Genomic DNA, 22,191 nt, shown 5'->3' with positions numbered 1-22,191 from the left:
TCCGTCAAAGATCTTTGGGTTCAACCAACAAATTATTCACGGAATGCTTCGCCCATTTATGCCCGTGCGAAGTATAGAAAGCTTCAGTTTGGTCTTAAACGATCGCAGCATTGTCCGTCGAATGGCGTAATGTCCAATTTTATCCTAAAAAATGGCGATTAGGAATCAGCTCCCCACCTCAATAACTGGAGTGAGTGTCTTACAGGCTAAAGTCTGTGAAGCAAATATTTTAGCAGAAGCCAGACTTAGCCGTCGGGCAGCACTTCGGGCAGAAGGGATGCTGAATAAGCGTAGAAGCCATGACAAACTAGATATAGCTAACAAGCATCTTGGAAGTAAACCATAACTGACTTACAAAGAAACTTATGAAAGGATCTGCAAACCGTCTAATTTCCGCGCCAGCTGCTTTGATTTCAAAGCTTGTAGGCACAATTTTGATTTTGTCTTTTCTGCTGGACACTGTAACGCTTTTAATTCCCTCTAGCCCACCCTTTAGCCCCCTGGATAGAGGGTGGCAACTGAGTGCGACTACCCAGCTAGTTGAGCGAGGATTCATTCCTATGCTGGGTATGGCGCTGCTGTTCCTGGGGTCTTGGATGGACGAGCGGGTAGACGGTCAAGGAAGCGGTCAACCGTGGCAATTGGTGAAATTAGGAGCTTTGGTGCTTTCAGGGATTTTGGGGCTGGTCTTTTTGCTAGTGGCTCCGTTGCACATTAACAATGTTCGTCTGGCTAGCAATGAGGGGCTCCAGCGAATCCAGCAGCAGGCTTCTCAAGCCGAAACTCAGCTTAGCAGTCCAGATTTTAGGGCTCAAGTAGAACAGCGAAGAACCCAGATTAAAACCCAAATCGGCGATTTGCTCAAAGACGACCAGAGGTTAAATCAAGCACTTCAAAGCGGACAAGTCCCCGACCAACTCAAAAACATTCTCCAGCAATCTAAGGACAACCCAAGAGCGCTGGACGACTATCTGGAACAGCAAGCCAAAGACTTTAGCAATCAAACGCTAACCCAAGTTCGCGATCGCAAGCAACAACTGGAAAAACAGGCCAAGATGGGAGCATTGAAATCCCAGGTGCAAATTGGCCTTAGCAGTTTGTTCTTGGCGATCGGTTACTTTATCATCACCGGGACTGGATTGAGCGGTGTGCTGTCGTCTCCAAAAATGGGGCCCTCGAAAGCGCCCAAGCGTTAGTCGGCGTTTCTTGGATGATGACGTAATTACCGATCGTCAGTAGAACCTTGGAATGTTTATGTATCTAGTGAGATCCCTTCTTTTCCCTAACTCCTAAGTTTTTCATGTTCTCGATTTATATCCTGACCTACAACGAAGAAATTGATATCGCTGCTTGCATCGAGTCGGCTCTGCTGTCAGACGATGTTATAGTAGTGGATTCTCTCAGCAGCGATCGCACCGTGGAGATTGCCAGCCGCTATCGGGTCCAGACAGTGCAGCACCGTTTTGAAAGCCACGGACTTCAGCGGACTTGGATGCTGCAATCCGTTCCCACCAAACACGAATGGGTCTACATCCTGGAAGCGGATGAGCGGATGACTCAAGAGCTATTTCAAGAATGTCTCAAAGCAATTGAGAGTCAGGAATATATCGGCTACTATGCAGCCGAGCGAGTCATGTTCATGGGTCAGTGGATTCGGCGCTGCACCCAATACCCCCGTTACCAACTGCGCCTCTTCCGCAAGGACAAAGTCTGGTTTACCGATTACGGTCACACAGAACGGGAAGTTTGTGATGGCAAAACGGGCTTTCTGAAAGAAACCTATCCACACTACACCAATAGCAAGGGATTAAGTCGCTGGATAGAGAAGCACAATCGCTACTCCACGGATGAAGCCAGAGAAACCCTGCGCCAGCTGGAGAACGGAAAAGTAAATTGGCGAGAGTTGTTTTTTGGCTCTTCGGAAGTGGAAAGACGACGAGCCCTCAAAGATTTGTCGCTGCGTTTACCTGGACGACCCCTATTGCGCTTTTTCTATATGTATTTTCTGCTGGGCGGCTGTTTGGATGGGCGGGCGGGATTTGCTTGGTGTACTTTGCAAACTTTCTACGAATATCTGATTTTGCTCAAGGTCTGGGAAATGAAGCATTTGCCTACCCCTTATTTAGACCAATCGGGGAAGCTTTCTGTCGATCGAGAAGGTAAAGTTATCGATCCGGCTGAGGTTAGTCCTTCAAGTTAGGCAGAAAACAGTATGCGGACAAATGTTAATTCTGATACCATCATCTCCAGCCCCTGTAGGCTGTAAGTTTTTCCCAAAAGCCGGATGAAGGAAACCTTTACGTCTGGTTTTGGAGGCTCGGCAGGGCGGCGACTCCCTAACCTTAGCCAGCGAGTGTCAACGTAGGGTAAGTTAGGGTAAGGGAGAAGGGTCGCTGTGTGGGCTCTATAATTTTCCCATCTGGTTAAAAGAGAGTGGGCTATCTGTGATCGAACGCTTGAAGCAGGACTTAAAAAATGACCTGATTGCAGGTCTTTTGGTAGTAATTCCCCTGGCTACCACAATTTGGCTGACGATTACGATCGCGACTTGGGTGATCAATTTTCTCACCCGCATTCCGAAGCAACTCAATCCTTTTGACGATCTCCATCCTATTTTGCTCAACCTGGTGAATCTAGCTGTGGGACTTATGGTACCCCTGCTATGTATTCTGCTGATTGGGTTGATGGCCCGAAATTTTGCTGGGCGGTGGTTGCTAGATGTTGGTGAGCGGATACTGCAAGCAATTCCGTTGGCTGGCTCGGTTTACAAAACCCTCAAACAACTCCTAGAAACCCTACTGAAGGATTCTAACGGGAAGTTTCGCCGCGTAATTTTAGTGGAATACCCACGCCGGGGGATATGGGCTTTAGCCTTTGTCACTGGAGAGCTAAGCAGCGATATGCAGGCTCGCCTATCCAGATCGACGATGCTCAGTGTTTTCATCCCAACTACCCCCAACCCCGCCACAGGCTGGTATGCGATCGTCCAAGAAGATGAAGTCGTGGATCTCGCCATTTCCGTGGAAGATGCCTTTAAAGTTATTATCTCTGGTGGCATCGTTAGTCCCAGTCCCTTAACTCCTATGTCATCCCTTCCGCCCTTCCAAGATCGGAAGCTGGAACAGCCTATCTTTGAGGAAAGATGAAGTGCAGAAAGTTCAGCTTGGTAATTGACTAAAGGGAATTTAAAATTTCAGATTTAAAATTGCAGATTTAAAATCGTCAATTCAAAACAAATCTAAAATCTAAAATTCCCCGTTACCCAGGATTTATTACAAATAACATAATGCAATCTCGACGAATTTCTCGCGAACTAGCGCTGCTAAGCCTGTCTCAGCTATCTGGAAATCCAGAGAAACTATCTGAACAGCAAATACCCGAACTGATTGTGGCGGCTATCCGCACTTTGAGTACGGAAGTTAAAGATGGTTTGGAAGCTGCGGCTGGGGAACTGCAACGCGGGAGCGATCGCCTCTTAAATAGCGAAACCCGCGCCATAGATTTACAAAGTGCTAGGGCTATGGTAAAAGAAGCCATAGAACTGACTCAAATCGCGATCAACCGCGTTGGTGCATCTGTGGAGTTGCCAGAATTTATCCAGCTATCCAATCAAAAAGATGTCCGCCACTACGCAGTGCAAATTATCGGTACAGTTAATGCCCAGAAAGCCGAACTTGATGCGGTCATAACTCAAGCAATGGTCGATTGGCAATTAAATCGTCTAGCTCGGATTGACAGAGATATACTCCGAATCGCAGTATGCGAAATGAAGTATTTAGGGATTCCCGAACCAGTCGCCATTAATGAAGCGGTAGAGCTAGCTAAACGCTACAGTGGTGAGGAAGGCCATCGTTTTATCAACGGGGTTTTGCGTCGAGTGAGCGATCGAGTCAAAGCACAATCCCCCTTAAGTTAAAAGCAGCATTTCACCAGTTCTGCCAACCCGTAAAGTAGGTGCTATGGTTTTTAATTGGTTCCGCCGCCAGTATAGCGACAGTAAAGAACAACCGCCGGATAAAGCGGCTTCATCCGCACAGGAAGAACAGCAACCAGAATCAGATACATCCGATCGGCCCGAAGAGCAATCTCAGCAGCAAGTTGCTGAAGACTACTTGGCTTGGGCAAAAGCCGCCTATAAAAATATCCAAGCTAAGCAACAAACACAAACCGCCACAACAGCGACAGAACCTCAGCTGCCAACCGAAGAGATAGAGGGGCAGAGGGGCAGAGGGGCAGAGGGGCAGAGGGGCAGAGGAGCAGAGGAGCAGAGGGGCAGAGGGGCAGAGGGGCAGAGGAGCGAGCCTCTATCTGAGTCTCAAACAATACCGACACAAAAAGAAACTTCCGAAGCAGAAATTTCGACAACAGTTGCCCTAGACGCTGTAAGAGCAGAACTGGAACTCCTTGAGACAGCCGCCGCAGCAGAGGTAGCAACTTCCGACACTGGCACGCCTGAAGTAGAAAAAGTTACTACAATTACAGAAACCGCCCTAGAGTCATCGGCAATTCCTGAAACTTCACAGGAAGAAGCCGTCGCCCAGGCGTCACCCGCAGAAGAACAGGTAACCGTTCCAGACTCCACAGTTCAAGAAACAAACGTTGCAGCCACAGCACCACTACCTTTTTGGGCGCGGGATGACCGACAAGCACGCTTAGAACGGCTTAAGGCTACAGCCATTGAAGAATCAGAACCGGAAGTCCAGCCAGTCGTTGCCGTAACTGGGTCTGCAACAGCAGCAGAAATTCCGGGAGTTGTCTTTGATGACGGGTTCCTATGGTCGGCTGAAATTCTCGCTTCCCAAGGTCGTCGTCCTGAAGATGTTTCTGTAGAAGAAATTACTTGGCTCAAGAAGTTGCGACAAGGCTTAGACAAAACTCGCCGTAACCTGATCAATCAGCTAAAAGCGATCGTCGGTCAGGGGCCGCTCAATCAAGATGCGGTCATGGAGATCGAGTCTTTGCTGTTGCAAGCCGATGTCGGCGTAGAAGCAACAGATTATATCATAAAATCGCTACAAAACAAGTTGCGCGAGCAAGCACTGCCACCTGATGCAGCTCTTGCCTACCTCAAGCAGATCCTGCGAGATATGCTCAATGCCCCCCTCCATAAATCATCTTATCAAGCCACCTTTGCACCAGAAAAAGAAACTTTCAATATCTGGTTGATTACCGGGGTAAACGGTGCCGGTAAAACTACAACAATTGGCAAAATTGCCCATCTCGCCCAAAAATCTGGCTATAAGTGCCTGATTGGGGCAGCTGATACCTTCCGGGCAGCAGCGGTACAGCAGGTGAAGGTATGGGGTCAGCGGAGTGGGGTGGAAGTGGTAGCCAATCCGGGACAAAATACAGACCCAGCCGCTGTGGTATTTGATGCGATCGCAGCAGCCAAAGCGCGGGGCACAGAATTGCTGCTGGTAGATACCGCAGGCCGTCTCCAGAACAAGAAAAACTTGATGGAGGAACTCAGCAAGATTCGCCGCATCATTGACAAAAAAGCTCCAGAGGCTCACGTTGAATCTCTTCTGGTTTTAGACGCCACCTTGGGTCAAAACGGTCTGCGCCAAGCCCAAGTTTTCTCAGAAGCAGCAAAACTAAGCGGCGTCGTGCTGACTAAACTGGATGGAACTGCCAAGGGTGGCGTTGCCTTAGCAGTAGTGCAGCAATTGGGTCTGCCCATCCGCTTTATTGGTGCCGGTGAAGGCATTGAAGACTTACGTCCCTTCTCCAGCTATGAGTTTATCGAAGCCCTGCTGAGTGGTTAGCCTACAAGAGTTTTGAGTTGTGAATTAAGAATCATAAAGACTATTGGCAGAACAGCTTATTAGCGGTATAATGGCGGCTCTAATACCTAATTTCAGATTTCAGATTTAAGATTTAAGATTTAAAATTCAAACAAATTTGAAATCTTAAATCTGATATTCTTCGTTAGCCTTGCACAGGCTCTAATACCTAATTTAAGATTTAAGATTTAAAATTCAAACAAATCTAAAATCTGAAATCTGAAATTCTTCCTATGCTTGATTAATTACTCTTAACCGCCGAGCCAATGACTGCTGTGCCCCTGCCAAGACCTTCCTCTCAATCGTCTGACGACCATAGCGACGCCTCTGGCGAAGTCACACCAGTCTTTGCCCTCAAAGAACTGGTGGCGCGTTTGCATCGGGAACAACACAAAATTCAAGATTTGTTAAGTTCATTAGGGTTTGCACTGCGAAGTTTTAACAATCTAAATCAGTTTTTGGAATTGATCCCGTTGATGGCAACGCGAGTCACAGATGCCGACGGGAGTGCCTTAGTGCTTCTAAAACAGAACGGTCAAGTTAGACTAGAGCAGCTGCATTGCCAAGGTAATCTTCGAGGTGCCGATATACGGAAGGCGATAGAAACAGCAACTAATAAGCTTCGAGAAACCAGCCTAAAAACATCACCGCAGACACCCGCAGTGCTTGCACAGTTTGACCGGAAGGAAACATCCACCCAAGAGAGAGGACTGGCTATTCTTGATGAGCAGGTGACCCAGTACTTAGGGCCAGATATACATTTGTTCGGGACGGCAATTTTAATCAAGCAAGTGGAGAGGGGGCGTTTGTATGTTTTCAGTCGAGATCCCGAATACACTTGGACGGAAACGCGACAGAAGTTAGTTCGGTTAGTAGCAGATCAAACAGGGGTAGCGATCGCAAACGATGAACTGACGGTAGAATTACGCAAGAAGGAACGCCTCGATCGCGAACTCGAAATTGGTGCCGAAATCCAACAAAGATTGCTCCCCCGCCAGTGTCCTAAAATTCCTGGCATCGAACTAGCCGCTCGCTGTCAACCTGCCAACCGCGTGGGCGGAGACTACTACGACTTTATCCCCACATCGCCTCACCACCAGGGAAGCTTTGATAAGGACGAGCAGAGGGAGACAGAAGCACAGAAGCAGAAGAAACTACCCACTCAAGAGTCTCTAGTCTCCAATCAAGAGTCTCCAGATGGACGTTGGGCTATAGTCATAGGAGATGTGATGGGCAAAGGCGTCCCGGCTGGGCTGCTGATGACCATGACTAGGGGAATGCTACGGGCAGAAGTTCTAAACGGTCACTCTCCATCTCGCATCCTGCAACATCTCAATCAGGTTATGTATGCCGATCTGGAAAATTCCCATCGGTTTGTGACCCTATTTTACTCAGAATATAATCTTCAAACTCGTATCCTTTATTACAGCAATGCTGCCCACAATCCTCCATTCTTGTGGCAGGCATCAACGCGATCGGTTAAGCGTTTAGATACCTTGGGTATGCTGATTGGCTTGGATGCCAATTCCCAGTATGAGGAGGGTCAGGTGCAGTTGGCTCTTGGCGATACTTTAATTTACTATACAGATGGGTTTACAGAAGCGGCTAACGATCGTGGAGAGCGCTTCGATGAGGAAAACTTGCTCCGCGCTTTTGAGCGAGCCTGTCAGCATTGTCAGGGTTCCCAAACAATTCTAGATTACCTTTTTGAGCAAGTTCAGCAATTTATTGGGCCAGGAAATCGCAATGGGGACGACATGACACTCGTGGTAATGCAAATTGTTCCACCTGCTAATAGCTGAGTGGGTATTGTCTTATTTGTGCCATAATCTCTGATTTAGAAGGTGGGCTCAGTACCTAATAACCAAAACTCCATTTGCGTGAGGAAAGAATAACGATGGTCGTTAATGCAATTCAAGCAATGACCAATTGGTGGGCTACCCAGGCTCATTCGATGGATTCTGTGTCGGTGTTACTATCCAAGCTGCCGCTCTCGGTGACATTGTTCGCTCAACAAGTCAGCGACCCGGATCTTGTCGGACAAGTGCAAAGAGCTTGGGGTTATTTCATTCAGTCAGGCCAAATCTGGGCGCTGGTAGTGGGGGTGATTGTGGGCTACTTTATTCGAGGGATGGTATAAAGTTACCTCACCTCTGCTCAAAGGCAAAAGAACTCATCCTAAATTCGCTACTTTTTACCTGACAAACACGGCTAGTCCTAGAAAAAAGAGGAAAAGTTGGATACCGAACTCACTCAACAACCCGCTGGCGATCCTACAGCCAAAACCTGGAGCCAGAGGTTTGAATCGGCACTACACCCGGCGATCGCTCGTTTCAATGCTAGTATCGGTTTTGACATAGAACTGATTGAGTACGACATCACTGGCTCCCAAGCGCACGGTAAAATGCTGGCTCGCACGGGCATCATCTCTCCTGAAGATGGCGAACAGCTGGTCGCTGGTTTAGAACAGATTCGTCAAGAATACCGTCAAGGGGAATTCCAACCAGGTATAGATGCTGAGGATGTCCACTTTGCCGTGGAGCGTCGCCTCACGGAAATTGTGGGTGATGTTGGTAAAAAGTTACACACGGCCCGCTCGCGCAATGACCAGGTGGGAACAGACACGCGGCTTTATCTACGCGATCGCATTAACCAAATCCGCAGCCAGTTGCGGGAATTTCAAACCGTGCTGATCGACATCGCAGCGGTGAACGTCGAAACTTTGATTCCCGGCTACACTCATCTGCAACGCGCTCAGCCGGTTAGTTTAGCTCATCACCTCCTAGCCTACTTTGAAATGCTACAGAGGGACTACGAGCGATTGGGCGAAATCCAAAAGCGCGTAAATATATCACCTTTGGGCTGTGGGGCACTAGCGGGTACTACCTTCCCGATCGATCGACATTACACTGCTAAAGAGTTGCATTTTGATGGCGTTTATGGTAATAGCTTGGACGGAGTGAGCGATCGCGACTTTGCGATCGAATTCCTCTGCGCCGCCAGCCTAATTATGGTTCACCTCAGCCGCATGAGCGAAGAAATGATCCTTTGGGCATCCCAGGAATTCGGTTTTATCACCCTAAAAGATAGCTGTGCTACTGGTTCGAGCATCATGCCCCAAAAGAAAAACCCCGACGTTCCAGAACTGGTGCGGGGAAAAGCGGGGCGGGTTTTTGGTCATCTGCAAGCTATGCTGGTGTTGATGAAAGGGCTTCCCCTGGCTTACAACAAAGACCTGCAAGAAGACAAAGAAGCCCTTTTTGATAGCGTTAAGACGGTTAACGCTTGCCTGGAAGCTATGACTATCCTCCTGCGGGAAGGACTGGAATTTAAGACCGATCGCCTCAGAGAAGCTGTTTCAGAAGACTTTTCCAATGCCACAGATGTGGCAGATTACCTAGCAGCACGAGGTGTACCTTTCCGCGAAGCTTATAACTTGGTGGGTAAAGTCGTGAAAACCTGCCTCGCCGGGGGTAAATTGCTTAAGGATCTTACTTTAGAAGAATGGAAAGCATTGCACCCAAGCTTCGAGGCAGATATTTATGAAGCGATCGCACCCCAGCGAGTAGTAGCAGCCCGCAATAGTTATGGCGGTACTGGCTTCGACCAAGTAAAGCAAGCAATTCAAACAGCTAAGTCTCGACTCGCCTTAACCTGAGATGCTTTGACACTCCCACCCCTGAAGGGGATGGGATTCTTAAGATATTTCTATCTTAATACCCCTATTACTAGGGTTCTTGGGCGCAATCCTTTTGCCAAAAATGGCGGGTCTGCTATCCTTGCCTTTCAGCAAGCTCCTCAAGCGTAACTTCCCCTCAGTCCGAGGGCAGGTTTTAATGTCTTGTACTGACAACTGAATTGTAACGCAATAAGTAGTGGGAGACAATTAATTACACAAAATTTTGGCTACAAGCCTTACCCAGTAAAGAACCAATATTGTAATTAATTCTGTCCGATTACTTAGAGCCAAAATTGGGGATTCAAAGCGGCTCAAGCCGCAGCGCCTATCCCAACCCCTCTTATGGGTGGGCTTGCGGCGCGGTCAAATTCTGTCATCGCCACAAAATTCACGCCCTAACCGAATCTAATCAATAGATAAGGTGTGGGGCTTCTTTTAGATCGAGCTAAAACTGCCGTTGATCGTCTTTCTCACCGTCATCATCTTGAGCATCAGTTGAACCTTGATTATTCTTCCCAGTTTTCCAGCGCTGGTTTTTGGAGAAACGACCTGTACTCTGATGTTTGCGAAACTTGCGAGCGTAGGCTTTATTGCGCTGCGCCTTTTCTTTTTTGGGGTTGCGGCGCTTGGACATTTTGACCTCATTAATAAACGACACAAAATTACTTTGGGCATTACAGGATTTATTGCCGATGCGATCGGTGCCCAAACACCTGCGCGATGAAATTATCTGAACTCAACCGCTGCTAAAACTTGCAGCGCCGATTCCTTCAGGGAGCGGCGCGGCGACCGCCCAGCGAGAAGCGGTCTAAGAGCCAGATCTAGGTAAGACCCAGATCGTCCTTCTTCGGTTTTGCTTTGTTAACTCGCAATTGACGGCCCATCAATTCTGCACCATCAAGGGCAGATATAGCTGAGTCTTCGTCATCTGGTTTAACCATTGCCACGAAACGAAAGCCACGGGCTTTACCTGTAGAGACTTCTAAGAAACTAAAGCTTCTAGAAACTTCTCAAAACGTACCGTGACAAAGCGAATCCAAAAGTAGAATTCCACAACCAAAAGCCTTTGGCGGTGGAATATCTGCCTTCAGGTGGATGAAAAAACATCAAACTGAGTAACCAAGCCTCAAGGCAGCAGGCCGCTACTGACGTAACCGACATTGTATGCGTTCTGTAGATCATAACAGCCTGCGGCCAAAAATCAAAAAGCTTCACCGAGGGATTTCCACGATCCAGATCGGAGAATGCCCAAAAAGGGAAGTGATAGGCCGGGTGCAGTATAATCAACCGGAAACGATCTAACAGAAAAAGCATTTTTTGATGCTTCAGCTGACAAACTATCGTGGACAGTCCAAGTTCCTTCCAGTTTTGCCGCCACCTACCGTGCCTATGCTTCGATTATGGCAGTTTATCCAAACTGTGTTAGGTATTTTGTTTCACCATCCGATCGCCGGGACGACAATCATCCCGATTTTGCCGGATGGTCGAATTGTGCTGATTCGCCGCCGCGATACCGGACAGTGGGGTTTACCGGGCGGCATTGTAAATTGGGGTGAAGACATTCCGCTGACAGTAGAACGAGAGTTGGCTGAGGAAACAGGTCTGGAACTGGTAAAAATCCGCCGCTTGGTCGGTGTTTATTCAGCACCCGATCGCGACCCCAGAGTTCATTCCATTTCCGTAGTGGTGGAAGTAGAAGCGCAGGGAACTATGGAGGTTCGGGATACGCTAGAAATCAGTGAAGTCCAGGCTTTTGCGATCGAGTCTCTGCCAAAAGGTCACCTCAGCCACGACCACGATCGACAGTTAAAAGATTATCTTGACGGTGTAACAACCATAGCTTAGGCTGAACCTTGGTTTTGGCTCTTTTCACTCTGATGGTTGTTTGTTTGGAATACCAGACTAAAATAAGCAAGTCAAATGCCACTGTCTAACTGAATAATAAATCAGCATGACTCTACCCTTACGCAATTCCCGGCTGAAGTTGTCTTGCGGGAAAATTTTCTGGCGTGAAGTTGGTAAAGGGCCAACTTTGGTGTTTCTACACGGTTCTTGGAGTGATGGCAATCAGTGGCTACCAGTAATTGAGCGTTTGAGTCTGGAATACCATTGCTTAGCACCAGATTTACTGGGGTTTGGGGAATCGGAACAACCGGATGTTCACTATTCGATCGAGCTACAGCTAGAGTTTCTGGCTGAGTACTTGAAGGCGTTGAACTTACAACGGGTTTATTTAGTCGGTCACTCGCTTGGGGGCTGGATTGCTGCCAGCTATGCTCTGAAATATATGGATTGCGTTGGCGGGCTAGTGCTGCTGGCACCTGAAGGAGTGAAAGTTGAGGGGGTGAGAAGAAACTGGTGGTGGGCGCGGTGGTTGATGGAACGTGAAAAGTTAGTGTCTTGGTTGTTGCGATCGATCCCGACTCTGGGAAAATTGGCAAAATACAAGTTTCTTGGTTGGGTAGAGAAAATTAGGCATTTACTAAACCCCTTGCAACAAATGCTGGAATCACCGGCAGCCTGCCAGCTACTCTTCCAACGACGTAGCTCAGAAATTGAAGCCGAGTTATTGCAAGAACGATTGCCTTGGCTGAAAATTCCTGTTTTGATCTTGCAAAGCGAGCAAGACAATCCCACAGCTTTAGCCCTCAATCAAGCCTACGCCAAGCTTGCTCCCGAAGCGCAGCTAAAGTTGCTCTCTGAAGGCTCAAATGATTTACCCGAACAACTAGCCGATGAGGTGGCGAAGTATATTCGTCAATTTGTCATTAGTCATTAGTCATTAGCAATGACGATCGATCGCATTCCCCAAAAGATTAGGTGGGGGTCAACAGTCACTTTCGCAGCTAAGAGCGGAAATAAAGCTTGCAGATAGGAGAGAATAGACGTGCTTGAGCCTCCTGTCAAAACAATCCGACTTTCTGGAAACTCTTGCCCCCAAGCCTCCATAAAATCGGCTATTCCAGCTAAAACCGTGTGAATTATACCGCTCTGAATAGCTGATGTTGTATTTAGCGACCATCGTGGCGGTAAAGTTGCAGGTAACTCAATTTCCGGCAGGGCAGCTGTTCCTTGAGCTAAAGACTTTACCTGCAACGTCAATCCAGGTAAAATCGCCCCACCGACCAGCTGCCCAGCCCCATCTGCACCCGTGAAGGTAAAGGCTGTACCGGCATCCATCACCAGTATCGGCCAACCAAAAGTTTTTCCAGCACCCAACACAGCTAAAGCGCGATCGATTCCCAGTGTGGAATAAACTCCAAGCAGTGGCACTTGGTCTAAGCTAATCACGCGAACTTCTGGGTAAAAGAGCCAAAGCGCTGTCTGTTCGGGAACCACAGAAGCCAAATAAAGAGGCGGGGAGGGGGAGTGGCAGAGAGGGGGAGATAATAAAAGCGGCGAATTCTCCGATTCCCCAAGATGATTGCTATCCCACGTTTCCTCAAGGATTCCGTCAGCAAACAAAGCCCAGTGTAGCCTTGTATTGCCGATCGCCAATGCTAACCATAAATTTTTTTGCGGTTGCACAACTTTTGTTTTTCTTAGCTTAACTATAGGTTTTTCAATAAATCGTTACAATTTATTCATGTAACAATAAAGTCAGACAAAAACCTGTGGGTTGTCAAGAAGGAGACTAGATATGGTAGCGCTCACCGAAAGAACCCAAAAGCGGCTGACAATGCAGACGATCGAGATTGCGCCCGAAACGACAGCGATTCGATCGCTAGACTGGGATCGCGATCGCTTCGACATCGAATTTGGGCTGCAAAACGGCACCACATATAATTCATTTCTAATTCGAGGCGAGCAAACTGCTTTAGTTGACACTTCCCACGCCAAGTTTCGCCAACAGTATCTAGACACCCTTGCAGGTCTGATCGACCCAGCAGAGATAGATTATTTAATTATCAGCCACACCGAACCAGACCACAGCGGTTTAGTCAAAGATATGCTGGAACTGGCTCCTGAAGTCACTGTGGTAGGGTCAAAGGTGGCAATCCAGTTTTTAGAGGATTTGGTACACAGTCCGTTTAAGCGGCGGATAATCAAAAATGGCGACAAGCTGGATCTAGGTAAAGGTCACGAATTAGAATTTGTGATTGCACCAAATTTACACTGGCCCGATACCAGCTTCAGCTTCGATCGTAAAACCAGTATCCTCTTTACCTGCGATGCCTTTGGGATGCACTACTGTTCCGATCGCACTTTTGATGAGGATTTGGCAGCGATTAATGAAGATTTCCGCTATTATTACGACTGCCTGATGGGGCCAAATGCCCGTTCTGTGCTATCTGCCTTAAAGCGGATGGGGGAATTGCCAGAAATAGGTACGATCGCCACAGGTCATGGCCCCCTGTTGCGCTACCACGTTGAAGAACTCACGGGTCGCTACCGGCGGTGGAGTCAAGCGCAAACTAAAGCAGAGACAAATGTAGCCGTATTTTATATTTCAGATTACGGATACAGCGATCCTCTCTCCCAAGCGATCTCTCACGGGATCACCAAAACTGGCGTCGCCGTAGAAATGATGGATTTGAGGACAGCAGATCCCCAGGAAGTGCGCGAATTAGTGGATACCGCTACTGGTTTAATCATTGGTGGGATACCCACATCAAATCAAAATGCCCAAACAGGATTAAGTACCATTTTAGCTGCTGCCAAATCGAAGCAATCGATCGGGCTGTTTGAGTCTGGCGGTGGAGATGATGAGTCAGTTTATCCCCTGCGGAATAAGTTTAAGGAATTGGGACTAACAGAAGTATTCCCAGCTATTTTGGTCAAAGAAACGCCAAATGATGCAACTTATCAGTTGTGTGATGAAGCGGGGACAGATATGGGCCAATGGCTGAGTCGCGATCGCACCGTCAAGCAAATGAAATCCCTTGATAACGATCTCGACAAAGCTTTGGGAAGGATTAGCGGCGGATTATACATCATTACTGCTCAAAAAGGCAATGTCAGCGGTGCTATGCTTGCTTCTTGGGTCGCTCAAGCCAGTTTCAAACCCTTGGGTGTTACGATTGCGGTAGCAAAAGACCGAGCGATCGAATCCCTGATGCACACAGGCGACAAGTTTGTGCTGAATGTGCTGGAAGAAGGAAATTATCAAGCGCTGATGAGACATTTCCTCAAGCGCTTCCCACCAGGGGCCGATCGCTTTGCAGGTATAAAAACTCAACCCGATAGCAATGGTTGCCCGATTTTAACAGATGCTTTGGCTTACTTGGAATGCCAAGTTGCCAGTCGGATGGAATTGAGCGATCACTACATCGTGTACGCGACAATAGACGTAGGACGAGTTTCCAAGACAGAAGCTTTGGCTGCTGTTCACCATCGGAAAGTAGGCAATCACTACTAAGTAATAAAAAAGGACACAAAGATAGTAGTTTCCTTTGTGTCCTTTTTTAGATTTAGTTTTCTCTTAACTATCAACTAGAAAAGGGATAAATTTACATTTTTAGAATTAAAGACGCCAAATTAAATGCAATAAATAAGATAAATTGATTGTTCAAAGCTTGAATTATAAGCAAAATTAAATAGACTATCAACTATAAATAAGCGGATGGAAAAAGATGCAATATCTGAATCAAATGATAATTTATTTACCTAGCCTAGAGAAACAAGCAATAGTTTCTATGTTGGGTGAAAACAATAACCGCTTACTACATGAAGACTAAACTTATTAAGTGGCAATGGGTTATTATAAAAAATGACCAATTACCAATTACCAATTACCAAACCTATGCAAGAAACTAAAAAACGAGATGTTCAAGTAATACCGATCGGTGCAGATACATTAATCCTGCGCTCCCGCACCTGGGATCGGCTTAAGTTTGAAGTTGAATACTCTTTGCAAAAAGGGACAACAGCGAATTCCTATGTCATTCAGGGAGAAAAAACTGCCCTAATTGACCCTCCGGGTGAATCATTTACGGCGATTTATTTGGAAGCCGTACAAAAACGCCTCGCTCTCAAAAAAGTAGATTATGTAATTTTAGGGCACGTCAATCCCAACCGTTCAGTAACACTAAAAGCGTTGCTAGAATTAGCGCCTCAAATTACTTTTGTTACCTCTAATCCAGGTGCGATCGCACTCCGTTCCACCCTGCAAAACGACGATTTAAACATTATCGTCATTCGAGCGGAAGAAACCTTAGACTTAGGTAAAGGTCATCAACTGCGCTTCATTCCCACTCCTACCCCTCGGTGGCCAGATTCCCTTTGCACCTACGATCCGCTCACACAAATCCTATATACCGATAAACTATTCGGAACACATATTTGTGGCGATCAAGTATTTGATGAAGGCTGGACAAACCTATCAGAAGATCGGCGCTTTTATTATGATTGCCTTCACGCTTCCCAGGCAAAACAGGTAGAAACAGCACTCGATAAACTGGCAGATTTAACAGTAAAATTATACGCAGTTTCTCATGGCCCGTTGGTGCGTTACAGCCTGAAAGAACTAACTCAGTTTTATCGAGAATGGAACCAGCTGCAAAAGAATCAAGACATTACAATTACCTTAATTTATGCTTCCGCTTATGGCAACACAGCCACCTTAGCGCAAGCAATTGCTAAAGGTATTACCAAAGCAGGAGTTGCTGTAGAATCAATTAACTGCGAATTTACCGAACCAGCAGAAATTCAAGCAGCAATTGAAAAATCATCTGGTTTTATTATTGGTTCTCCTACCCTTGGCGGTCACGCACCCACCCAAATTCAAACCGCATTAGGAATTGTGCTATCCACAGCACCAAAAACTCAGTTAGCTGGTGTATTTGGTTCTTATGGTTGGAGTGGCGAAGCTGTTGATTTAATTGAAGGCAAATTAAGAGATGCTGGTTATCGTTTTGGATTTGAACCAATCCGCGCCAAATTCAAACCTACCGATGTAATATTACAACAGTGCAAAGAAGCGGGAACTGATTTTGCACAAACTTTGAAAAAAGCTAAAAAAGCTGCTACTCCCAGACAACGAGTTAGCGATTCCCAAACCGATCGTACAGAACAAGCGATGGGACGAGTTATTGGTTCCCTTTGCGTGCTAACAGCTAAGCGAGGAGAGATTTCTAGCGCTATGTTAGCATCTTGGGTTTCTCAAGCAACTTTTAATCCTCCAGGTCTTACTGTTGCTGTTGCTAAAGACCGTGCTGTTGAGTCTTTAACTCATACAGGAGATAAATTTGTTTTGAATATTTTGCAAGAGGGGAAGGAATTGCGGAAGCATTTCTTAAAACCCTTTAGTCCTGCTGAAGACAGATTTGCTGGGATATCCACTCAAGAAGCTAGTAATGGCTGTTACATTTTAAATGACGCTCTTGCTTATCTGGAATGTACCGTCCAAAACCGCATGGAATCTGGCGACCACTGGGTAGTATATGCAAGCATTGAAAACGGCAAAGTGCTACATCCAGATGGTGTGACTGCTGTCCATTATCGCAAATCTGGTAGCCATTATTAATTTTAAATTTTAGATTTCAGATTTTAGATTAAATTCTGAAATCTGAAATCTGAAATCTAAAATTAATAAATTCGTTTTTCCAAATACTGACCGATCATTAACTGCTCACCAGCGCGAGAAATGATGCTTTGCCTCGTGCGGTAGTTTGTACCGATTAGTTTTAATTCTTCCTCAAACACAGATCCGTTGTACTCCGTCCGCAAACACAATGTTTTGGGATTGGGGAAGTAGTATTCGGCGGTGACTGGTTTGGATGTGGCAAAACCGCGATCGCGATACAGTGTTGTTCCCAATGCTCCAAACAGCGTAGAACCCTTAGATTCTTTGCGTTCTGTCACGGAATCTTTGCTTTCCCAACTGACTTTAGCCCCACAATTTAAACACGCTTCATCACTTAAACCATGCAGCTGTGCCAATTGGCGCAGTTCTTCACTTGCTCTTTCCAAAAATTCAATTGCGATGATACTTACCATTTCTTTGGTTTCTCCCTCCGGCAGGGTATAGTAGCGTCGTTCAGAACGCCATTTGCCTTCCGATTCCCGGAAAAAGGCTGCAATTAAGGATTCTTCAGCTGTTTGGGAAATGCGTAGTAGTGATGTCACAGAAACCAGTCCTTGTGGAAAGTAATTTAAACTGCGTGTCAAGGTCGCCCAGTACTTCGCAATTTTTTCTTTTCGTGAAGTATCTTAGAAATAACTCTCAGCTTCAGTATCCTGCAATACAGATTTTCTACTTGCTGGGATTGATATTAGACGCGATCGGGCGCTACTGCATCCTATTACCACATTGCACCACCAGAATCGGGAACGGTTTCCCCCTAAAGAGGCATTTTCCGTAATTGACAATATCACCTAAGTGTGAATTTACTCTGACTAAGAGATGCGACACGGGGCTTGAAACACACCAATCATCAATAATCTTAATCAATCAAAACTAACTTGCGAACTAAGGGCTTTTTACTTTGTTGAGCTAATAAAGCTGATTTTGCCAATAGCTTCCAAGCTGGCATAGATAATACAGATGGAAAAGCAATTTTAATCGCACTAATAAACTTTCCTTGTTTGCAAGCAGTCCAGCTACATCGCAGTCGTAGATAAGCTCGAAAATTCTGAAAATCTGGCATACTATAGCGGTATTCATTACCGACCATAGCATACAGCTTTGCCATTATCCAGATGTTAGTATACATCCGCTTTTGCAGCGAATAATATTGGGTTTGACGGGATAATATTGCCGCTCCCAAAAGCCGCCAAGCTAGTAGGGAAAAACCCGATGGAAAGCAGAGTTTTAGCAAAATAAAAAACTTTCTTTGTTTGAGAGCAACCAAAGCCCAATGCAGTTTTAGATAGGAGTGAATAACGTGACGTTCGGGAAGGATTGAGCGTTGCTTTTCGCTGACTAAAGTATAGATCTTATCCTTCATCAAAATATTGATATCAAGCCGCTTTTCTAAAGTGGATTTTTGATTGTAACCCCCAAGCCAAATCGTGCGATAGGCAAGGCACTGATTAATGAATATGGCATCGCCAAATTGAGCAATTCGTATCCAAGAGTCAATATCATCACAGACATCTAAGTTAGTATCCCAACCACCAGATTTGAGAAAAGCATCACGGCTGAAAGCCACTTGAATTGGGGTGCCGAAAGGAACCATCTCCATGAGCATTCCATAATGGATATCTTCTTGAGGAATATAGAAAACTTTGCCCGGGCCAGTTTTGCGCGATCGGCTAATTTCGACTTGTTTGATATCGACTTGAGCTGCTTGAGTTGAGCAGATTACGGCTTGGGGACGCAGCGCTAGAGCTCGCGTCATCTCCTCGATGCAGTTGGGGGCCAGATAATCATCATCATCCACTGGCTTGATCCAATCTCCACTCGCCACATTCACTGCCGCATTCATGGTTGCTGCATGACCCATGTTACATTGATTGCGATGGTAGACGATGCTAGAGCCTAAACTGCGGATATACTCTTCCGTCTCATCCGAGGAACAGTCATCAGCCACCACCACTTCGCAGGGGACAGTTTGTGAAAGAGCAGAATCAATCGCCCGTTTCAGCAAAGACAAACGGTTGTAGGTCGTGATCGCAATACTGAATTTAATTTGGGCCATCGGTAAACGCCCCAGCTATAAAGCTTAGGGGGGGTAAAAAACTGGAAGAGGGTTAGACCCATTTTCCAGCATTCTTACAGAATACGATCGACAAAGTTACGAGCGTCAACTGTCTAAAGAAAGAATAAATGCAAGCACAGGAATACTCTTACCTAACTCCAAAAATTTCAGGAGTAAAGCTACCGTGCAGACCATAAGGGATATGATGTTTTAGGTGCAGTCGAGCCACTGGCTCTTGATTCAAGTCACGAGCATTTAAAATTACCACATCGGAACGATCGCAAATCGAGTCATAAACTACAGTTAGCAACCAACCATCATCTTCGTTATCAGCATTTGACCTTGGCACAAAAATCGGTTCGCTGACAAAGCCTTGTGGTGCTGCACTCCATAGTTGTCTCTCACTAGAAGTCAGGTCAATTTTTAGTATCGCCTGTAGGGGCGCATTTCCCCCATCTGCATGAGCTGCCCCTAGATAAAGATAACGATAAGGCTGCCCTACTTTTGCCGGATGAACAGAAGGAAATTCGCAGCAACGGCTTTCTAAAATCTGACTCCCCACAGTTTTATTTTCGGGTTTCAATTCAAATCGCCACAACTGCCCAGGGGAGAGAGTTTCAAAATCTGTCTGACGGTAATCTGAATTAGGTTCGACCTTCGGTAAAGACTCATAGCAAATCGAGTCAATATAAATTTTATTGTCCTGCTCAAAGGCATTTGCGTGATGGAAAACAAAACCAGACTGAGTTTCAAAAATCTGCACCTGGCGATTTTGGATTAAAGAATCTTCGACATTAGTATGGCGAGGAATGATGATAATGCGGGTGGGTTCGCCAGGACGGAACTTGACGCACTCGCCTGCACCTTGCCAACCCATTATAAAAGGTAGGGGATTGAAAGTTACTGGATTTTGAAAGAAGATGCAATAGTTTGGCGTAATAGCAAAATCGTGGATGAAGGCGAAACCAGGAACTGAATGGGTGTGTCGCTGTACAACTTTACCAGTTTCGTCTAGCTCATAGATAGTTATAGTTGTGGAAAGACCGGGTTTGATGGCAAAGTTGACCAATCTGTTTCTGTCAATGCGTGGATGGGCAGCAAAAGCGTCACCGGGCTGCAATACTCCATCCAGGTAGTCTATTCCTAGCGTTTCTAGCGTATGGGGATCTAGGCGATGAGGTTCGGCTGCTTCCCACAATGCTAATAGTTTGCCACCCCAGTAGATAACTTGAGTATTTGCAATATTTTTCAGCTTGAAATCGAAGAGATTGGCTAACCAGCCACCGGGTTTTTGGGTGCCAAAAACGCCGCGATAAAGAAATTTTCCGGCTTTTTCTTCTTCCACAAAGCCAGCTGTGCGGACGTAACGGTTGCGAAAGTGGGCGCGACCGTTTTGAAATGCGATCGCACAAATCATCCCATCGCCATCAAAGGGATGCTGCACGCGGTGACCGTTGCGATCGAATAAACCTGGGCCGTTACGAAATAGCGTACCTTGTAGCTCCCCTGGAATTTGTCCTTCTACATCATCAATCCAATAATCCAACTCTTCTTTGAGAGATTGATATCCTCCTTGCCAATCTTCACGATTGTATGACTTGACTGGAAATGTAGAGGCGTGTTCGTAAAGTTCAAAAGTCTGCATAGGTCGTAATTTGTCAGTTGTCAGTTGTTAGTTGTCAGTCTTCTGTTATGAGTTGTTTTTCCTTTGCCGCTGAATGGTGACCGTTAACTATTGACAACTCAGATATCAAGTCCGGTAAGAAAGGTTGCCCCGCACGATCGGAATCCGGCGGTTTTAGTTGAATCTGTGTTTGCAGGTCTGCCTCTGCTAGCAAACCCAGGAACGGCAATGGCAACAGGGTGGTGAGATTGGTAATGAGAACCAACAACCAGAGGGCGTCAAAGTTGGTTGCGGTAATTCCCAACCAGTACATCAAGACTGCTCCAAATTGAGAGGAGAGAAGCGATGCCAAATTTGTCACTGACATCAGGAGAGCAAATAGTGTGGCTTCCACACCGGGTGGGCAAAGCCGCGCCGACAGCACCAAGATGGGCATATAGGCAATTTGTCCCATAACGGTGAGGATAAGGCTGTCTCCTATACTGAACCAGCGATCGTCAATTCCCAAGCTGCGGTTGGTGTGGGTAACAAGCAAAAGCACGGTCATGCCCAAGATTGTAGAGAGAACGATCGTCCAACCGAAAATTGTCCGAAAGGGTATTGTTTTCAAGAAACGCTGGAACAGCCATACGCCAACGAGAGATGCCAAACTCGTTACCAGGCGCACTCTTCCCAGAAATTCTGGTTCAAATTTCAGCTCGTTGGTGGTGAAGAAGAAGAAGGCGACATCAGCTGATGGGGTGGCTTGCAAAATGAACAGAAATACTGTAGGCATCCAAATTGCTTTCTGGCTGAGAGCTTTCCGTAATTTGTCTACTTGGTTCCCGACATTGGAGACATGAGGAGACTGACTCGCTGGTTCTTCCGCAATCAACCAGGCGATCGCAGACACAATTAGCGGGAAAGTGGCAGTAATGCCAAATATAGTGTGGGTACTGAAATGCTCTAACAAAAATCCACTTAAGTAGGCAGTTATAAAACCTCCAAGCGCTGTGGTAGCCCAGGCAAGGGATTGCAGCGAGCCTGCTTTGCTTAGAGTCTCTTCTCTTGCTCGTTCTACGATTAGCGAGTCGGCAATTACGTCACTTACCATCGAAGAAAGGGAACTGAGGGCGATCGCAACTGTCGCCGCCCAAGTACTGTGAACCACAGTTGCCAGACTCACCCAAGCAGCCGATCCCAGTAACCCGGCCAAAACTAGGTAAGGACGCCGCCGATATCCAAATATCGGCAGTCCATCCGACATAAAGCCAAACAGCGGTTTGACTACCCAGGGGAGGGCGGCTATTCCCATCAAAACTGAAACTTCCGCCGGACTCAGCCCCAATTCATCTTTGAGGAAGAAGCTGATGGCTAGCCGTGCCAACCCTAAAATCCCCATCACTAGGTAAACCAGTAAAATGGCGATTAGATCGCGACTTGGTTCTACACCAAAAAAAACTCTTTTTGTCAAGAATTCTTTGAACCAGGACTTGCCAGAGGGAGAAATAAGCATTGATAAAGGTTAAAAAACGTTAAGAATTA

The 22,191-nt window shown here is 46.4% G+C and carries 19 protein-coding genes and 1 pseudogene; 13 read left to right on the top strand and 7 right to left on the bottom strand.

Features of this window, described 5'->3' with window-relative positions:
• Positions 1–190: 190 nt before the first annotated feature.
• The 9 genes from LAY41_RS27725 (at position 191) to argH (ending at position 9,441) form a co-directional block, all read left to right on the top strand.
• Complete coding sequence (locus LAY41_RS27725) at positions 191–346, top strand: hypothetical protein (RefSeq protein WP_249105145.1); 156 nt, start codon at positions 191–193, stop codon at positions 344–346.
• A gap of 19 nt (positions 347–365) precedes the next feature.
• On the top strand, positions 366–1,196 hold the full coding sequence (gene hpsJ-B / locus LAY41_RS27720) for a hormogonium polysaccharide biosynthesis protein HpsJ (RefSeq protein WP_249105143.1): 831 nt from the start codon (positions 366–368) through the stop codon (positions 1,194–1,196).
• Between the two features lie 104 nt (positions 1,197–1,300).
• Complete coding sequence (locus LAY41_RS27715) at positions 1,301–2,200, top strand: glycosyltransferase family 2 protein (protein ID WP_249105141.1); 900 nt, start codon at positions 1,301–1,303, stop codon at positions 2,198–2,200.
• Positions 2,201–2,444: 244 nt separating this feature from the next.
• Positions 2,445–3,146, top strand: coding sequence for a DUF502 domain-containing protein (locus LAY41_RS27710; RefSeq protein WP_249105139.1), 702 nt, complete (start codon positions 2,445–2,447; stop codon positions 3,144–3,146).
• Positions 3,147–3,286: 140 nt separating this feature from the next.
• Positions 3,287–3,916 (top strand): transcription antitermination factor NusB, encoded by a 630-nt coding sequence (gene nusB, locus LAY41_RS27705; RefSeq protein WP_249105137.1) that lies wholly within the window; start codon positions 3,287–3,289, stop codon positions 3,914–3,916.
• A 43-nt stretch (positions 3,917–3,959) separates the two neighbouring features.
• Entirely contained in the window at positions 3,960–5,765 is a 1,806-nt protein-coding gene (ftsY, locus tag LAY41_RS27700) for a signal recognition particle-docking protein FtsY (protein WP_249105134.1), read from the top strand.
• A 284-nt stretch (positions 5,766–6,049) separates the two neighbouring features.
• Positions 6,050–7,585: a PP2C family protein-serine/threonine phosphatase gene (locus LAY41_RS27695; RefSeq protein ID WP_249105132.1), complete on the top strand. Its 1,536-nt coding sequence runs from the start codon at positions 6,050–6,052 to the stop codon at positions 7,583–7,585.
• A 95-nt stretch (positions 7,586–7,680) separates the two neighbouring features.
• Positions 7,681–7,923: a hypothetical protein gene (locus LAY41_RS27690; protein ID WP_249105130.1), complete on the top strand. Its 243-nt coding sequence runs from the start codon at positions 7,681–7,683 to the stop codon at positions 7,921–7,923.
• Between the two features lie 96 nt (positions 7,924–8,019).
• Positions 8,020–9,441: an argininosuccinate lyase gene (argH, locus tag LAY41_RS27685; protein ID WP_249105128.1), complete on the top strand. Its 1,422-nt coding sequence runs from the start codon at positions 8,020–8,022 to the stop codon at positions 9,439–9,441.
• Positions 9,442–9,907: 466 nt separating this feature from the next.
• Here argH and LAY41_RS27680 read toward each other — a convergent pair whose 3' ends face one another.
• Positions 9,908–10,096, bottom strand: coding sequence for a hypothetical protein (locus LAY41_RS27680; protein ID WP_249105126.1), 189 nt, complete (start codon positions 10,094–10,096; stop codon positions 9,908–9,910).
• Between the two features lie 187 nt (positions 10,097–10,283).
• Positions 10,284–10,433: pseudogene (locus tag LAY41_RS27675) on the bottom strand (hypothetical protein); the annotation flags it as partial.
• 418 nt (positions 10,434–10,851) lie between these two features.
• On the opposite strand from LAY41_RS27675, the gene LAY41_RS27670 reads away from it, so the two are divergent.
• On the top strand, positions 10,852–11,307 hold the full coding sequence (locus LAY41_RS27670; RefSeq protein WP_249105156.1) for an NUDIX domain-containing protein: 456 nt from the start codon (positions 10,852–10,854) through the stop codon (positions 11,305–11,307).
• Between the two features lie 106 nt (positions 11,308–11,413).
• Positions 11,414–12,241, top strand: a complete 828-nt coding sequence (locus tag LAY41_RS27665) for an alpha/beta fold hydrolase (RefSeq protein ID WP_249105124.1) — start codon at positions 11,414–11,416, stop codon at positions 12,239–12,241.
• On the opposite strand, the gene LAY41_RS27660 is transcribed toward LAY41_RS27665, so the two are convergent.
• Positions 12,238–12,990, bottom strand: a complete 753-nt coding sequence (locus LAY41_RS27660; RefSeq protein WP_249105122.1) for a pantothenate kinase — start codon at positions 12,988–12,990, stop codon at positions 12,238–12,240. The two genes, LAY41_RS27665 and LAY41_RS27660, sit on opposite strands and share 4 nt — an antisense overlap.
• A gap of 112 nt (positions 12,991–13,102) precedes the next feature.
• Between LAY41_RS27660 and LAY41_RS27655 the strand changes: the two genes are divergently transcribed.
• The gene (locus LAY41_RS27655; RefSeq protein ID WP_249105120.1) at positions 13,103–14,821 is read left to right on the top strand and encodes a diflavin flavoprotein; all 1,719 of its coding nucleotides are present in this window, start codon (positions 13,103–13,105) and stop codon (positions 14,819–14,821) included.
• A 351-nt stretch (positions 14,822–15,172) separates the two neighbouring features.
• On the top strand, positions 15,173–16,927 hold the full coding sequence (locus LAY41_RS27650) for a diflavin flavoprotein (RefSeq protein ID WP_420840355.1): 1,755 nt from the start codon (positions 15,173–15,175) through the stop codon (positions 16,925–16,927).
• Positions 16,928–16,989: 62 nt separating this feature from the next.
• Here LAY41_RS27650 and LAY41_RS27645 read toward each other — a convergent pair whose 3' ends face one another.
• The 4 genes from LAY41_RS27645 to LAY41_RS27630 form a co-directional block, all read right to left on the bottom strand.
• On the bottom strand, positions 16,990–17,529 hold the full coding sequence (locus tag LAY41_RS27645) for a phycobiliprotein lyase (protein ID WP_249105118.1): 540 nt from the start codon (positions 17,527–17,529) through the stop codon (positions 16,990–16,992).
• 317 nt (positions 17,530–17,846) lie between these two features.
• Complete coding sequence (locus LAY41_RS27640; protein WP_249105116.1) at positions 17,847–19,043, bottom strand: glycosyltransferase family 2 protein; 1,197 nt, start codon at positions 19,041–19,043, stop codon at positions 17,847–17,849.
• A gap of 148 nt (positions 19,044–19,191) precedes the next feature.
• Positions 19,192–20,688 (bottom strand): carotenoid oxygenase family protein, encoded by a 1,497-nt coding sequence (locus LAY41_RS27635; protein ID WP_249105112.1) that lies wholly within the window; start codon positions 20,686–20,688, stop codon positions 19,192–19,194.
• A gap of 34 nt (positions 20,689–20,722) precedes the next feature.
• Entirely contained in the window at positions 20,723–22,162 is a 1,440-nt protein-coding gene (locus LAY41_RS27630; RefSeq protein WP_249105110.1) for a folate/biopterin family MFS transporter, read from the bottom strand.
• Positions 22,163–22,191: the final 29 nt, after the last annotated feature.

It is taken from the genome of Argonema galeatum A003/A1, assembly GCF_023333595.1.
Lineage (GTDB): Bacteria > Cyanobacteriota > Cyanobacteriia > Cyanobacteriales > Aerosakkonemataceae > Argonema > Argonema galeatum.
The sequence above is the reverse complement of the archived record's forward strand: the minus strand, read 5'-3'. Positions and strand labels throughout refer to the sequence as shown.

Bases quoted from the DNA above. Each gene is read 5' to 3' on its own strand.
- hpsJ-B (WP_249105143.1), top strand. From the start codon at position 366: ATGAAAGGATCTGCAAACCGTCTAATTTCCGCGCCAGCTGCTTTGATT.
- LAY41_RS27715 (WP_249105141.1), top strand. From the start codon at position 1,301: ATGTTCTCGATTTATATCCTGACCTACAACGAAGAAATTGATATCGCT.
- nusB (WP_249105137.1), top strand. From the start codon at position 3,287: ATGCAATCTCGACGAATTTCTCGCGAACTAGCGCTGCTAAGCCTGTCT.
- ftsY (WP_249105134.1), top strand. From the start codon at position 3,960: ATGGTTTTTAATTGGTTCCGCCGCCAGTATAGCGACAGTAAAGAACAA.
- LAY41_RS27695 (WP_249105132.1), top strand. From the start codon at position 6,050: ATGACTGCTGTGCCCCTGCCAAGACCTTCCTCTCAATCGTCTGACGAC.
- LAY41_RS27690 (WP_249105130.1), top strand. From the start codon at position 7,681: ATGGTCGTTAATGCAATTCAAGCAATGACCAATTGGTGGGCTACCCAG.
- LAY41_RS27680 (WP_249105126.1), bottom strand. From the start codon at position 10,096: ATGTCCAAGCGCCGCAACCCCAAAAAAGAAAAGGCGCAGCGCAATAAA.
- LAY41_RS27670 (WP_249105156.1), top strand. From the start codon at position 10,852: ATGCTTCGATTATGGCAGTTTATCCAAACTGTGTTAGGTATTTTGTTT.
- LAY41_RS27665 (WP_249105124.1), top strand. From the start codon at position 11,414: ATGACTCTACCCTTACGCAATTCCCGGCTGAAGTTGTCTTGCGGGAAA.
- LAY41_RS27655 (WP_249105120.1), top strand. From the start codon at position 13,103: ATGGTAGCGCTCACCGAAAGAACCCAAAAGCGGCTGACAATGCAGACG.
- LAY41_RS27650 (WP_420840355.1), top strand. From the start codon at position 15,173: ATGACCAATTACCAATTACCAATTACCAAACCTATGCAAGAAACTAAA.
- LAY41_RS27640 (WP_249105116.1), bottom strand. From the start codon at position 19,043: ATGGCCCAAATTAAATTCAGTATTGCGATCACGACCTACAACCGTTTG.
- LAY41_RS27635 (WP_249105112.1), bottom strand. From the start codon at position 20,688: ATGCAGACTTTTGAACTTTACGAACACGCCTCTACATTTCCAGTCAAG.
- LAY41_RS27630 (WP_249105110.1), bottom strand. From the start codon at position 22,162: ATGCTTATTTCTCCCTCTGGCAAGTCCTGGTTCAAAGAATTCTTGACA.